The organism is Citrifermentans bremense R1 (genome assembly GCF_000426865.1).
Lineage (GTDB): Bacteria > Desulfobacterota > Desulfuromonadia > Geobacterales > Geobacteraceae > Geomonas > Geomonas bremensis.
The window spans coordinates 1-15247 of sequence record NZ_AUGE01000050.1 but is presented as its reverse complement, the minus strand read 5'-3'; the positions used below and the strand labels follow the sequence as shown (position 1 = coordinate 15247).

The following is a 15247-nucleotide window of genomic DNA, read 5'->3' as shown; positions in this document are numbered from 1 at the left end:
GGAAAGGGGGTTGATGGTGACCCCCAGGGCCGGCGCAGTGGCCCCGTTGGCGTCGCGCGCGGCAATGGTGATCAGGTCCGGCTCCCCCTCGGGAATGAAGATCTCGGGATGGTCGAAGGGGGCCCTCCCGTCCCTCACCCGCTGGTCGGTCAAAGACTTCAGGAAGGCCACCAGGGCGTCCTTCTTGACCACAGAGCCCTGCAGGGTGCCGATCTGCACCATGGCCGCATCTAGGTTGTCGACGTTGGCGAGCGGGAAGTTGCCGCCGCGCGCGTAGAACTCCACCACCTCGTCGAGGGTGCGCATGCCGCCGTCGTGGAAATAGGGGGAGGTAAGTTCCACGTTTCTCAGCCCCGGCACCTTGAAGGCGCCGTCGTTGGCGACCGGGAAATTAGCCGGCAGCTCGGCCGGAAGCACCGGAGCGGCCAGCGTGCCGAAGGGAAAGAGCAGCGGGTTGTACCCCAGGTTCCCGACCGCCTGCAGCTCGGCAAGCGCCGAGAAGGAGAGCGGGAAGGGAAGGCCGGTCAGCGGGTTGTCGAAGGGTACCTTCCCCCCGCGCCCGATGTCCTCGGCGGTGGGGCGCACCCCGGTGTTGTTGAAGCCGTTGTCGTAGATGATCTGCACGCCGGAGGCGACCGCCATCGGCTCGATCAGGGCGTGGGAGGCGTTGGTGACGAAGCCGGCGCTCCGGACCGAGGCCTGGGTCAGTTCGGTTCCGAAGTGGCATACGCTGCAGCCTGCCGGACCGAAGAAGAGGTTGAAGCCGTCCTGTTCCTGCGGGGTGAGGGCGCTCCGGTCCCCCCCGAGGAAGCGGTCGAAGGGGGTCTGGTCGGAGACGAGCGTCGCCTCGTAGAGCTGTATGGCGAGTCCCCAGAAGAGGGAGAAGTTAGCTTCGATCTGGCCGAACCCCTCGGGGGTAACGCCGACGGCGTTCCAAAGCTCGTCCTGGAAGGCGTCCTGGATCAGCTGACGGTACCCGGTCTTGAGCCCCTTGTCGGCGGTGAGGGTCCCGTCCTGGCGCTGCACCGACTTGGAGAGGGGGCCGAGCACGCTGTCGCCCGGGTGCACCAGCTGCTTGCCGAGCGGGGTGAGCGAGAGCATCTTCCTTCCCAGCTGCGGGAAGCTCCTCCCGGTGAAGGACATCTCCGTGTCGTCCAGCGGCGGACCGGTGGCCTGGGAGGCGAGCGAGGCGAACTCGATCGCCACCGGCTGCTTCTGCAGATTGCCGCCGACGCCGCGCCAGATACCCGCCGCCGGGTGCAGCGGCCCGAAGGGGGTTTCGCCGTTGAAGATGAAATGGGCCCGCCCGTCCCAGAAGTTGCTGAAGTTGAAGACGGCGTTGATGACGGAAGGGGCGTTCCTGCCGGTGACCCGCCGCATGTTGACGCCCCCATCCTGGAACACCGGGTCGGGGATCGGGATGCCGTTCTCCACGGCGGAACCGGGAACCACCCCCAGGAAGGAGGTGCGCTTCACCCCCTGGGACCCGACCACGTCGTTACTGTCCCTAATGACCGGCGAGGCCTGCAGATCCGGGTTCTGGCGCTGGTGGAAGGGGAAGTCGTCGTGGATGAGCGTCTGGTTCGGGGAGCGCACCTGGAAGGTCAGGTCCCCGGCGCGCGTCCCCGGGTTCACCGTGTTCTTGAGGCGGCTGTCGGCCCCGGCGCTGAAGTGGCAGCTCCCGCAGGCTACCATGCCGTCGCTGGCGGCCTGCATGTCCCAGAAGAGGGCCTTGCCGAGCCTGATGGCCGCCGGCTTGTTCTTGACGAACTGGAACAGGTTGGGGGGCTCGGGGACCGGTATCTGGTTCAGGGGGAGCAGGCTTGGCGGGGGGACGGCCACACCCGCGAAACAGGCGCTGCTCCCGGCCAGCGCGAGGCAGGCCGCGAGCAGCGTGGTGCGGGTAAATTTCCAGTTTCTCATGTTACGTCCTTGTTTCCGGGTGCGGCGGGCGTCAGAAGGTTTCCAAAGAGACCGAGCGGCGCAGGATCAGGAGGGTATCGGCCAGGTCGATCCTCCCGTCGGGGTTCCCGCGGGGCGCCACGTCGCCGTGCAGAAGCTGCTGTGAGGTCGCCGTCTCCAGCCCTACCACGATGCGCAGCGCCCAGAGCGCGTCCGCTATGGTCACCGCGTCCCCTCCCAGGATCTTGCCGTCGGGGAGGAGGTAGGTGATCCCGAGCGCCGCGGAGGTGCGATTCTCCGAGAAATCGCTGGCGGTGACGGTCACGCTGTTTTGCCCCGCGGCAAGCGGGGCGACCGTGCAGCTCCAGGTCCCCCCGCTCACCTGGGCGGCTGCCGGGGGAGCGCCGTTCAGGGCGACGGTGACCGCGGCCCCCGCCTCGACCGTGCCGCCGATGCTGCGGCTGGGGACGTTGACGCTCAGGTCCCCTCCGGCGATGGCCAAAGCCGGCGCAGTGAGGTCGGGACCGGTGACCGGCCAGACCGGGAGCAGCGCCCCGGTGCTCTTGCCGGTGGCGAAGATGCTGCCGTCCACCAGGTTTACCGCCCAGGCCCGGGCGGGGGCGGCGGCATCGCTGGTCGAGGACCAGAAGGTGTCGCCGCTCAAGAGGTCGGAAAAGGGGTGCTCCCCTGCCAGGACGGGGGCGCCCTTCGAGTAGTCGGCAAGGCTTTTCAGCTCGATCCGGTTGGGAAGGCGCCAGTCGGTCTTGCCGAGGTAGCCGCTACGGTTCAGGCAGGCGACGTGATCCAGGGCCTGCTGCCACTCCATTTCGCTGCCGTCGACGGCGCACCCAGCCGGCGGGGGGGAACCGACCCCGGGGGTCCTGCTGACCGTGGTCCAGACCAGCCCGGTGAGCCGGTCGAAGGCGATCCCGCCGGATGCCGCCCTCTTGAACCGGGGTTCGGGGAGCGGGACACCCTTGCGGAGCTCGCCGTCCTGGCCGGTGGCGGCGCAGCCGACGACGGCGCCGGCCGGGGAATAGCAGAGCTTCACCCCGGTCTGGGGGAGCGAGACTGCGCCGTTAGAGGAGCCGCGCACCGGCCAGACGCCCCTGGTGTCGAGCCCGGCGAACTGCGGGATCTTGACCGAGCTCCACGGGTAGTCCCCGGAGAGGAAATTCACGTCCCAGGCCGAGTCGCTGAAGGAGGCGTCGCTGGTCGAGCTCCAGTAGGCGCTCGGCTGCACGAAGGTCGCAAGCCCCTCCGGGCCGAAGCCGTTGGCGCTCAGGTAGGCGGAGCTGTCGGGGGACCCGGCGTTCAGCACGCTCTCCAGCTCGTTCAGGTTCGGCAGGCGCCAATCGGTGAAGCCGGCGTAGCTGTTCGCGTTCAGGCAGGCTACGTGGTCGAGTGCCTGCTGCCAGGACATGTCACCCTCGGCGTTGGGGCAGACGAAGGGGGGGGCCGGGTTCGGGTCCGGGGCGTTGGCGTGCCGCGTCCAGATGAGTCCGGTCAGGCCGTCGCTGACTGTGGATGCGCCGGCGACGAAGCGCGGCGAGGGCCAGGCGACGCCCAGGCGAAGTTCCCCGTCCTCCCCGGTACCCGTGCAGCTCCTCAGGTCGCCTGCGCTGTCGTAGCAGGTGGTCTGGCCGCTGGCCGGGAGCTGAACGCTCCCGGCGGCGGCCGCTATGGTCGGAAGGCCCAGGAGAAGGGCCGCGATGAGTGCAGGTAATGTGCGGTACATGAGGCAACCTCCCTTTCCTTGGTCGAGCTACCTGATGGCCAGCGGGAACGCCAGCCGGGTTCCGCCGCCCGGCACCCCCTGCGCGCTCACCGTGTTGCTCGCGTCGGGGAGAGGATTGGCGTTAGATCCGGCTACGCGCAGGTTCCAGGTGCCGTCCGGGTTGACCGTTGCGGTCCCGAGCAGGGTCCCGGTGAGATCCCGGCCGATGTAGACGTTGACGCTGGTCGAAGCGGGGGTGGTGATCACCCCGTCGATGCGCCACTCCCTAGTCGAGAGCTTTACCTGGGCGCGGAGCACGTTGACCGTTTCGCTTGCCGCCGCGGTGACGCTGACCGAGACGGTGGCGGGAGCGGAAACCGCGCCGCTGTTGTCCCTTACCGTGTAGCTGAAGATGTCCACCCCGTTGAAGCCGGCGTTGGAGGTGTAGACCACGGTCCCGGTGGGGTTGACCGTCACGCCGCCGTGTGCCGGCTGGGAGACGATGGTGACCGACGAGGCGTTGATGGTCCCATCGACGTCGCGGTCGTTGCCGATCACGTTGATGGTGATCGGGGTGGCGGCCGGTATGGTGGCTACGTCGTTCACGGCGACCGGCGGGTCGTTCACCGGGTTGACCGTCACCGTCACCGTGGCGGGCGCCGAAGTGGCGGTGCCGTCGCTCACCGTGTAGGTGAAGGTGCTGGTGCCGAAGAAGTTGAGGTTGGGGGTGTAGGTCACGCTCCCATCGGGATGCGCCGCCACCTGCCCGTTCAGCGGCTGGGTCGCGATCTGCACGCTGTTCACCGCGATAACCCCGTCGACGTCGGTGTCGTTATCGGTCACGTTGAAGGTGACCGGGGTGTCCTCGTTGGTCACCGCCGAGTCGGCTACGGCCACCGGCGGGTCGTTGACGGCGTTCACGGTGAGGTTCACCGTAGCCGTGTTGGAGACGAGCCCCAGCGAGTCGCGCACCTGGTAGGTGAAGCTGTTAGCGCCGTTGAAATTCAGCGCCGGGGTGTAGGTCACGTTGCCGCCGGTCCCAAGTGTCAGCGTGCCGTTGGCCGGGTGGGTGACGAAGGTGATGCCGCCGCGCAACAGGTTGTTCTCGGCGTCGGTGTCGTTGGCCGTCAGGTTGAAGGTGACCGGGGTGTCCTCGGCGGTCGCAAACGCGTCGTCGACTGCGACCGGGGCCGTGTTGAGGGCGCCGTCCAGGATGTTGACGGTGACGGTCGCGGTGTTGGAGATGGCGCCGAAGCCGTCATGCACCGTGTAGGTGAAGGTGTCGGTCCCGACGAAGCCGGGGTTGGCCGCGTAGCTCACCGTGCCGCTCGACTGCGCCGTCGCGGTCCCGTGCACCCCTTGCGTCACGATCCGAAGCGATGCCCCGACCACTATGTCGCCCGGGTCCTGGTCCGTGTCGTTCAGGATCACGTCGATGATGGCGGTCGAGCCTGCCGCGACGTCCATGAAGTCGTTGATCGCCACCGGCGGGTGGTTGGCGGCGCCCGGCGGGAGGCTGGTCACCGCGCGGGAGGCGCTGCCACCCTTGGCGGAGACCACCCTGACCTGCTCGGGGGGGATGTTGTAGGTCTTCACCGGGTTGGCCGAATTGTCGGTGAGGGGGAAGGTGACCGAGCCCTGCCCGTTCACCAGTGCCGCGACCGGCCCCTCGATTCCCGGGATGTGCAGCGCCAGGGAGGGCGCCGCGATGCGGTCGTAGGAGGTCGCCGAGACGGTGAGCCTCCCGCTCCCCGGGTTGTAGAGAGCGGCGTCCACCGTCACCTCGTCGACCAGCGGGACCACCTTCGCGGTCTGCGGCACGTCGGTCGTGTTGGTCACGGTGACCGTAGCCGGAAGCGCCCCCGGGTCGGCGAAGAGGCCGGAGCTGCCGTAGAAATTCCCGTCGGCGGCGTTGTTGGTGGTCATCGACACGGTCGGAACGCCGCTGCCGGTGATCTGCACGGCCGAGGGGATGCCGGCCAGGGCGAAGTTCCCCGGGAAGGGAGCGGCGACGGTCTGGTTGGAGAGGGGCTGCGTGGTCACGTACCCCGCCACCTGGGCGCCCAGCGATTCGCGCGTGTAGCTCACGCGGTCCACGGTGAGCGGGGTCGGGGTGACCGCGGTGTAGATCTTGCCCATGACGGTGAACAGGTTGGTCTGGACGTTGAAGCCGTTGGGCCCTTGCACCCGGAAGTAGTTGGAAGGGTTCTGGGCGCTCGGGAAGGTGCTTCCCAGCACCTGGCACGGCACGTTGGGGTCCCCGAGGAAGCTTCCCCCCGCCGCCGAGATGGGGGCGTTGACGCAGTAGAGGAAGGGGCCGACGTTGCCGGCCAGCGCGCCGGTGAAGACGCCGTTCTGGATCCCTATGTCCTCGACGTACCTGATGCCGTCGGCGACCAGTGCCGGATCGACGGTGAAGGTGTACGCCTTGAAGGGGGTGGTGACGGTGTAGTCACCGGCGTAGGGGGTGTCGATCCTGATCCTGATCCGGGCGAAGGTGATCTGGGTATCGGGTACCGGGTGCCCGGTGGAGTAGGCTGCCTCGACTGCCTGCACCAGCAACGCCTTGCCGGCGCGGGTCAGCGCACCCTGCTGCGGGATGTCGATGGTCGCGTCGCCCACCCAGTAGAAGAGCTCAGGCCCCATGTTGGTCGGAAAACTCAGGGGCTGCAGGGGAAAAGGCTCCGCAGTGAGGCACATGCCGCTGACGCGGTCGGTGCAGATCTCCAGGGGGACCCTGTTGTTGTCCCGGTACCAAAGCGGGTAGCCGTGCCCAAGGTTAGGTTCGGTGCTCGGATTCACCTGCGGGACCACCGGCCCCAAGTCCAGAAGCGCCGCCCGGGCCTCGCCGGCCAAAACCAGCGCCACCAGCAGCAGCGGTATAAACAACGTGGTGAACCTTTTGAAGTTCTTCATCGCCTGCCTCCTGTAATCGCTCGGGGTCCTTCCGTCATCCGCCGGAGGAGCCCCGGTTGCCTCATTTCACGCCTGCCTCAAAGCTAGAGCCGACGGCAGTCCTGCCTGCAATCGTGACCTCCCCATTACAGGGATCGTGCCATGCGCTACTCATTGAAAAATCTCGTCTTTCCGGGAAGATACGGCAAGAGGTGGAAAAGGGACGATCTGTCGCGGGAACGGGGCACACGGGGGGGAGCTGCGGCCGGCAGCCTCACAAACACCTGAAATCCCACAGATGTAGCGGAGCTGTCGCGTTTTTCGTGCCTGCCAGTATTTTTGCTGCCCCCTCTCGCGGAAGAGGCGACAGCAAAAAAAACTCCCCGGGACCTTTCGGCGCGGGGAGTTCTTTTTCATTTGATGTTCAGCTGTCGTTGCGGCGTGCTAGTCGGAGGATTCCCTCCTCACCTTGAGCCGCATGTTGAGGGTCTGGCGCTTCAATCCGAGCATGGTGGCGGCGATCCCCTGATTCCCATTGGCCACCTCGAGCGCCGTGTCGATCAGGAATTCCTCCGCCTCCTGCAGGGTTGGGAAGTGCCCCCAGACGGCCTCGACCCTCTCCCTGGACCCTGCGCCTTTGACAGCCGCCGGCTGCGATACCAGCAGGCTCTTGTCCAGCGCGATGGCGCGGCGGAAGGGTTCCTGCGATAGCACCCGGGACTTGGTGCAGGCCACCGCGTCGTTCACCATCCCCTGCAGCTCGCGCACGTTGCCGGGGAAGTGGTAGCTTGCCAACAGGTCGACCAGTTCCTTCGGAAAGGTGGGGGGGGTGATGCCCAACCGCTCCGACATGATCCCAACGAAGTGGGTAAGCAGAAGCGGCAGATCCTCCCTGCGCTCCCGAAGCGGCGGGATCTGGATCTGGTGGCCGCAGATCCGGTAGTAGAGGTCGTTTCTGAATTTCCCCTCGGCAACCCTCTGCTGCAGGTCGCGGTTGGTGGCGAGGACTATGTGGGCGTCGCTCTTCCTGATCATGTCCGAGCCGACCGGGTAGTATTCGCGCTCCTGCAGCAGGCGCAAAAGCTTCAGCTGCGACGACTGGTTCAGGTCGCCGATCTCGTCGAGAAAGAGCGTTCCCCCGGAGGCCCTGGCGATCAGCCCTTCCCTGTTGCTCTCCGCGCCGGTGAAGGCCCCCTTCTTGTGCCCGAAGAGGGCGTCGGAGAACATCGCGTCGTCCAGCCCCGCCGCGTTCAGCGCCACGAAATTCCCCTTGCAGCCGGAGACGTCGTGGATGGCTTGCGCCACCAGTTCCTTACCCACGCCGGTCTCGCCGGTGATGAGGATCGGCTGCCGGCTGCCGGCCACCACTTCGGCATACTGGAACATCGCCCTCATCTTCCGGTTGCGGGTGACGATCGGCGCGAACGCCTGCGGGTATTCCAGCGAGTCGTTCAGGAGGTGGTGCTTCAAGGAGGAAAGCTCCCCGGACAGGGTGCGCATCTCCAGCGCCTTGCGCACGGTCGCCACCAGCCGCCCGGAGCTGACCGGCTTGGCCAGGTAGTCGAAGGCGCCTAACTTCATGCACTGCACCACGGTGTCCACCTCGTCGTTCGCGGTCACCACGATGACGGAGATGTGGGTGTAGTCCCGGACGATCTTCTGCAACAGTTCCATCCCCGACACGTGCGGCATGCTGAGGTCGAGCACCATGACAGCCACCGGCTCGCCGCCGGCCAGAAGCGGGAGCACCTCCCTGCTGTCGCTCAGGGTGATCACCTCGGTGATGCCCGCTATCTGCAGGTTGAGCTGACAGGTGGTGAGGATGTGCTCCTCGTCGTCGACAATCAGCACCGGATGCGGTGGGTTCAGCCTTCTTTTCATCTTTGCTCCTTTTAGGCCCGCGCCTGGCGAGGCTTTCGGTTCCCTAGTGCCTTAGTTCAGGCGGCACTCCCCGTCCCGGGGGCGGCGCCGCCCTGCGCGGGGAGCCTCGCGCTGAAAACGCTCCCCCTCCCCGGCTCGGAGGTGAATTCCAGCCGCCCGCCGTGATCCTTGACGATCGACTCGCTGATGGAAAGCCCGAGGCCGGTCCCGCCGCGCTCAAGCTTGGTGGTGAAGAATTGCTCCATGATGCGCTGCCCCTCTTCCGGGGTCATGCCGCATCCCTCGTCCCTTACCGTGATCACCACTTCCCCACGCTCCGGGTCGAAGCTGGTGGCGAGCCAGACCCCCTGCGCCTTGTCGGCTAGCGCCTGGCAGGCGTTCATGAGGAGGTTGATGATCACCTGCCCGAGCTGCTGGCTGTGTCCCATCACCTGGGGGAGCTCCTGCGCCAACTCCAGGCGGAAGTTGTCGGTGTGCTTGATCACCTCGTGGTGCATCAGCTTGACCGCCGAGCGGGCCACCTGGTTCACCTCGACCAAGCGCCTTTGGTCCCGCTCCTGGCGGGCTACCCCCTTCAGGTCGTCGACGATCGCGTTGACGCGGCGCGACCCGTCCTGGATACCCTCCAAAAGCCGCATCCAGTGCGCTTCCAGCTGGGAAAACGGGATTCCGGCGGCGTAGACTTCGCCCCCCTCCCCCAGCTCCAGCCGGTACTCGTTCAGGAGCTTCAGCGCGTCCTGCGAGATCCGGGTGACAAGCTCGCTGTTCGCCATGATGACGTTGTTGGGATTGTTGATCTCATGCGCCACCCCCGAAACCAGGAGCCCCAGCGAGGTCATCTTGTTGGCCTGGATCAGCTTCGCCTGGATCTCCCGCGTCCTCTCCTCCATCCGCACCCGCTCGGTGACGTCCCGGAAGGTGCAGTAGATGACCGGTATCCCCCGCAGCAGCATGACCTTCCCCCGCATCGAGACCACGATGCGCGCGTTGTCGCGGCGCCGGCAGAGGAAGTCGAGCTGCACCGGGCTTTGCTCCGAGATTGCCGACAGCGCGCGGAGGAGCGCGGGGAGGTCCGCAGGTTCGCAAAAGAGCTGCACACCCCCCTCCATCAGCTCGTCCCTGCCGTACCCGAAGGTCGTCTCCGTGTTGGCGTTGACGTCGAGGACCGCGCATCCCCCGGGCTCGAAGAAGACGATAGCGTCCTCGGACTTGTGGAAGATCTCCCGGAAGCGGGTCTCGCTCTCGATCAGTGCCTGCTCTGTCGCCTTGCGGCCGGTCTCGTCGCGCATGATGAGCAGGAACTCGGGCAGCTCGCCTTCCAGCCGCACCACGCTTATCGATACGTTCATGAACATGAGCGAGCCGTCACGCCGCCGGCATTTGATCTCGCCATGCTGCAGCGGGGCATCGGAACCGGCCCCCGACTGGACGCTCGCGAACATCTCCATCAACCCCGCCTCTCCTTCCATGAAGAGCGCGGCGGCGGAGGCACCGGTGATCTCGGCAGCGGGGTAACCGAAGAGCTTTTCCGCAGCCGGGTTGAAGGAGGTGATCACCGCCTGCGGGTCGAGCAGGACGATGGCGTCTATCACTTGCGCATGTACCGCGGCGACCCTCGCCTTGGCGGATTTTGCCTCCCTTTTCAGCGGGCGCGCCACCAAAAGCCAGATGAGGGGAGCACCGCAGAGCGTGGTGAAGAGGGCCTCCACGATCTTGGCCGGTGCCAGGTAGTCGCCGGGGGTCATGAGCGGGAGGATAAGTTCCTGCATCAGCCCCGACAGGAACACGGTGCAGAGCAAAAGGACGTAGAGTCGCACCGGGGTGTCGACAAGCGGCATGCGCTCCGTCATCCGCGGGCGGAGCAGCCCGCGCCAGATGATGACGCTGCTCCCCCCGCCGGTGAGTACTGCATCGACGAAATGAGCGGCTCCGCTTTTCAAGGGGAGGAACTGGGGGAGAAACAGCATCACCAGGTACTCGAGCAGGAAGATGCCGACCAGCACCTGTACCAACTGGACCGGAGGGGAATATTCTCCGATGCGCGTTTCACGGTCGTGAGTCTGCCTGACGTAGAAAAACCAGAGTGGGAGGGCGACTATGGCCACGATGATGCCGGCGTCCAGCAGGGCGCCCGACACCGGGCGCAGTCGCGCGAAGAGCGGGGACAGGAGCTCCATGACTGCGAGTTCCGTTGCGAAGACGGTCAGCAGCAAGGCGGATAAGCTCGCTGTGTTTTTGGTATTGAGCTTCTGCCGGGTTTGCCGCTGCATTACATCCCTTTATGCCTGCACCCGCAGGCACTGCCTTTGTTGCTTGGAGGATAAGTTCAGGGCGCCTGAGGCGGCGCAGGTTTTAATGATACATAGGTCCGCTATTTTTTCCTAGCCCTTTAGAATCGGGGCTGCGCCAGGCCATGCGGGGAGCTCCCCCCTCCCCTTTGTGCCAGCTACCATGTTCGGGAAACGACGGTGGGAGCTGTTCGGCCGCGTTGAAAAAAATTTCCGGGAAGCGGAGCGCGTGTGCAGAATTCCTGTTGACACGTCAAAAGTGCTATGTTATACACGTAATCTCTTCGCGGGGCGGGGTGCCGAAGGCGCTCCCAGCGCGGGGAAACGCGAGGTTAACAACTCGTGTAACCGAATATTCCCCATTAGCTCAGTCGGTAGAGCGGGTGACTGTTAATCACCATGTCCGTGGTTCGAGTCCGCGATGGGGAGCCAAACAATACAAAGGGTTACGGTTTTCAGCCGTAACCCTTTTTTGTTCACCTATCCTCCCGCGTATCCTTTTCCCCTGAAGCACCACTAGAAACGCGTTGTTTTGTCACCACCCGTATCTTCGCAGGCCTTTCTCAAGCACCTCGACGAGTTTCTCGCCTGTCGCGTATGAATCGGCAGTCGAGCGGCCGGTAATGAACGGGTAATCGACGATTACCGAATTGGGGCGGCCCACGTTTCCATGGAAACCCCCTTCCGGCCCGGTGGCATCCCTGAGGATATGTTCCAGCGTATAAAACGGCGGGCCGAAGTTCACCCAGCGGTCAGGGTTTCCCGCCTCCCTGCTCAGCAGGGCACCAGTCTCCGGATCGAGCACGCCGCTCAGGTCCCTATAGTCGTACTCCTGGGGATGACCCGTGACATGTTTTCCCCAGATGATGCTGCGCGGATCGTCGAAGTTTCGGGCTTTAGCCAGGCAGGCTACTCCGTAACATCCCGCGGCGATGGGCTTATCGGCCTGCTTGAAAGCGAGGATGGCGTCGTGGACGCGGTAGTTGTTGACCAGGTCGATCATCGGGCCGCTGCCGCCGACCAGCAACAGTGCCTCGAATTCCTCCACCAGCGCCTGCTGGGCTTGGGCCCGCGCCCGGCAGTACCCCTCCCACTTCCGCAAGGGGTAGTAGGACATTTTCATCTGCCCCCTTTCGTCCGGATAGCCCAGTTCCCCCAGGTCACTCCAGTACGGCCGTTCCGGCAGCATCGCCTTCAAACTCCTCTGGTTGGCGAGGTAGGGATTGGAGGGGTCATCGAGTCTCCGTACCTTCTCCGCCATTTCCGGGGTCGCCACGGTTTTGCCCAAGGGCGGGTCCTTGCAGCCGGGGTCCATGCTGGGTGGAAGGGCGCGCGGCCGCCGCCCCGTAGGGGTACAAAGGACTGGTTTGTAGTTCCTGCTTTGCAACAACTCCAGAGGTCCGACCAACTCTTCCCCCCAGAACCCCCATTCGGACAGAATGACCAGAATTTTTTTGCTCATCGCGCTCCCCTTGCTTATTTATTTGCCCCGGGGTTTCGGGGCTCAAGCGCCATCTCTCCATGGGCAGTTAAAATTAAAAACTTCTAAGTTCTATCACTCGATACCTGCATGTAAAGAAGGAATTTTACTTCTTAGTTCCTGTTACAGGTTCTGACTTGCGGGGATTGGTAGTACGCGGAAGGTTTCGCGTTATAGGAGTCAACTGTAACTTTGAGAAAAAATTTTGCTGAGCGTATCACCGGGGAAGCCCGCAAAACTATGGCCGATTCCTTTGAAGGAATCGGCCATTTTGCTTTTGAGCCTCATTCTGCTGCCTTGTAACCGGCCCCACATAGGGCTCCAATGCCTGACTATGCGTTCCTTACTTGCATTGTGCTGCCAAATTGTCCAGGATCCCTATGAGATGCGTTGAGGCTTCTACCATTTCGTCGCAGCATTGACCCGCTTTCGCTTTGTCGCCGGAGTTATGAGCGATGATAGCCTGCTTGCCGAGCTCATGTACCTTGGCATGAGGCGCATCGATTTCTTTGAACAAATCGAACTGCCCGCAACTGCTCTGGCCGTCGCCTTGACACCACTTGCCGAAGGCACAGGTAAGATGGGTCGGCAGCAGGTAATGATCAACCGTCTGCGCCCCGTGCAGATGTGCCCTGATCTTTCCCACGAAGATCATATGGGCACTCTTTGCCTTACGCAGCACCAGCCTGTCACTTTCATTGAGCTTGAACTTGCCCAACGACGACAGCAGGGCTTCAGCGCCGGCATTGAGATGACCGGCTTGGAGCGCAGAGGTATGTGCATGTCCTGCGACACTCCTGCCGATATCGTTGATTCTAGTCATGTTGCTGCTGATCTCGCCGGTCGTGGCTGTCTGTTCTTCGGCAGCAGTAGCAATCTGATTGACCTGCATTCCCAAATCGTTAATCAGGTTGAGTATGCGTTCGATGGCTTCACCGGAATGGGTCGCTTGCGCAGTTCCTTGCTCTACTTCCCGTACGCCTTCGTTCATTGCCTGAACCGCATCCTTTGTCTCCTGCTGGATGGCTTTGATCATGCCACTGATTTCATGGGTAGCCCTTGTGGTCCGTTCAGCGAGGGCGCGCACCTCGTCGGCAACAACGGCAAATCCTCTGCCTTGCTCCCCCGCTCTTGCTGCTTCTATAGCGGCATTCAAGGCCAAGAGATTCGTCTGATCGGCAATGTCCTCTATAGTCCCGACTATTTCGCCGATCTGATCGCTTCTGTTGCCCAAACTTGCGACCGTATTTGCTGAAGCACGCACCTGGTCAGCAATACGCGACATGATGTCGATGCTGCTCCGGATGATCTCAGCCCCTTCAGTAGCTTCGCCCGTTGCGGTGCGTGCCCCCTCTGCCGCCATCTGGCAGTTGCTTGCGATATCACAGGATGTCGCAGCCATTTCCTCCCCGGCTGTCGCGACGGTGCTCGCTTGTATAGCCACCTCGTCTGCGCCGATCGCGATCTCTTCGGATGTCGCATACACGGTTCCAACCGCTGCTGCCACATGGCAACTGCTCTCCAGCACCGTGGTCAGAGTTGTCCTCATTTTATCGACGGCGCCGTGGATTGAACGTGACAGCTCACCTACCTCATCGTTTCGCAACTCTTCGCTGCCTGAGCTTAAGTCGCCGTCAGCTACCTGCTGCATTCTGACCACAATCGTGCGGAGAGGCCTGATGATTACAGCCTTGATCATCCATATAAGCAACAGGACTGACGCCAATGTGATGACAAAGGTAATGGCAAAAGAAACAAGCAACTTGTGCCGTATGGCAGTTTCGATCGCACCAAGATCGTCGAGGATTTCATATGCACCATGCTGCTCACCTGCTTTCCATCCTTCAGCTTTCACTCCAAGCAGATCGAGCCCGTCCTTATTGAGCGTGTCGGACGGTCCCCCGTGGCATACCAGACACTCGCCGGTAAGTTTGATTGGGCGCAGGTAGCGAATAACGTTGCTGGCCTTGTCGACCATGAATAATTCCTGCAGATTTTCCTTTTGTAGCCTGTCCAGGAGTACGAGTTCGGTGCTGTCCGGCTCGTTCTGTTTGTTCCGAGCTTGAACCTTAGGGACCTTGAGTTTGAAGCCCGATTCAGATGCGTGTTCGCCTGCGATTTTCATGGCTGCAATGATCGGGATGGTGTTGAAAAAAACGGTCTCCCGTGCCGCGGCCACCTTGTCCGTAGCAGACTTCAGTTTGTCATCGAATGCGCTTTTTAGCTCTACCTCGTTGAAGGCTTTGTTACTTCTCAGGAAGGCCATGAAGTTACGAGAGCTTTCCGCTTGGAGCAGTACTGCCCTGGCCTTCGATTTGACTGCCTCGTAGGCCTCATTCCGGGTGTTGACACTGAAATACGCGATGTTCGCAACGAATGAAACGATCAATGCTACGGCCACGCAGATGGTGATTTTGGTACTAAGCCCACTTCCAAGCATGCTCATGCCACACCTCTTGACGAACACAGTTGATATATCGAACACCAATGCCGCTGAGAATTTGCATCTCTCTTCGGTGTGGCAATTTGAAACTTCATTTATTTTTTTGCACCCTTGCACCCCACCATGCCTGAAGCAATGGTCGTTCTTCTCCGAAACACGACAGCATTCCCGATAGCCCTGCAAGGCATAAGGCGGGCGGGGACCTCCTTCGTAACCTCTCTCATTATCTTTGCAAATCAATGACTTTAACCGAATCCGCGTTGGCGAAAGTGTCGGAACCGGCTACAGTTTCGTTATTGAGTTTTCATACAGTGGGTGTCGGGAAGGAGCAAATGAAAAGGTGCAAGGCCGGTAGGTGACCATCCAGGCGCCCAAAGTTGCCGTTGGATGCCTGGAACAAACCAAATGTCCTTAGCAGGACGCCGCAAGACGAAGGAGAAAGGTTATGAAAACGCGTATAACCAACATGCTGCGCCTGTCGTTCGCTGCAGTGGCGGCACTGGCCATACTCTGGACAGCCGTTCCCGCAGGTGCGACCTTTGTCGTGGATCCCAATCCCGGTGGCATCAGCTTTTACCTAAACAACGAAATGATCAGCCCCAACCACTTCACAGGCAATGTCGGCGGCAATGACATTAGCT

General features: G+C 62.8%; 7 protein-coding genes, 1 tRNA gene and 1 pseudogene. 2 read left to right on the top strand and 7 right to left on the bottom strand.

Annotated elements, in window-relative coordinates; all coding sequences use genetic code 11:
• The 5 genes from K419_RS24385 to K419_RS22865 all read right to left on the bottom strand — a co-directional run.
• Positions 1–1923: cytochrome-c peroxidase (locus K419_RS24385; protein ID WP_051293102.1), on the bottom strand; the 1923-nt coding region annotated here is incomplete at its 3' end.
• Positions 1924–1954: 31 nt separating this feature from the next.
• Complete coding sequence (locus K419_RS0118130; protein WP_026842799.1) at positions 1955–3640, bottom strand: Lcl domain-containing protein; 1686 nt, start codon at positions 3638–3640, stop codon at positions 1955–1957.
• Positions 3641–3667: 27 nt separating this feature from the next.
• Positions 3668–6535: a tandem-95 repeat protein gene (locus tag K419_RS22870; protein WP_051293101.1), complete on the bottom strand. Its 2868-nt coding sequence runs from the start codon at positions 6533–6535 to the stop codon at positions 3668–3670.
• 423 nt (positions 6536–6958) lie between these two features.
• Positions 6959–8395 (bottom strand): sigma-54-dependent transcriptional regulator, encoded by a 1437-nt coding sequence (locus K419_RS0118120; protein ID WP_026842798.1) that lies wholly within the window; start codon positions 8393–8395, stop codon positions 6959–6961.
• 56 nt (positions 8396–8451) lie between these two features.
• Positions 8452–10665 carry a PAS domain-containing sensor histidine kinase gene (locus tag K419_RS22865; protein WP_051293099.1) on the bottom strand — a complete coding sequence of 738 codons (2214 nt, stop codon included), beginning with the start codon at positions 10663–10665 and terminating at the stop codon, positions 8452–8454.
• Between the two features lie 374 nt (positions 10666–11039).
• On the opposite strand from K419_RS22865, the gene K419_RS0118110 reads away from it, so the two are divergent.
• Positions 11040–11115: transfer RNA gene (locus K419_RS0118110), tRNA-Asn, on the top strand.
• A 103-nt stretch (positions 11116–11218) separates the two neighbouring features.
• Here the strand turns inward: K419_RS0118110 and K419_RS0118105 are convergent.
• Positions 11219–12145 carry a type 1 glutamine amidotransferase domain-containing protein gene (locus tag K419_RS0118105; protein WP_026842797.1) on the bottom strand — a complete coding sequence of 309 codons (927 nt, stop codon included), beginning with the start codon at positions 12143–12145 and terminating at the stop codon, positions 11219–11221.
• Between the two features lie 361 nt (positions 12146–12506).
• Positions 12507–14609: a methyl-accepting chemotaxis protein gene (locus K419_RS0118100; RefSeq protein WP_026842796.1), complete on the bottom strand. Its 2103-nt coding sequence runs from the start codon at positions 14607–14609 to the stop codon at positions 12507–12509.
• A gap of 442 nt (positions 14610–15051) precedes the next feature.
• Between K419_RS0118100 and K419_RS22325 the strand changes: the two are divergent.
• Positions 15052–15247, top strand: a pseudogene (locus K419_RS22325) (PEP-CTERM sorting domain-containing protein); the annotation flags it as partial.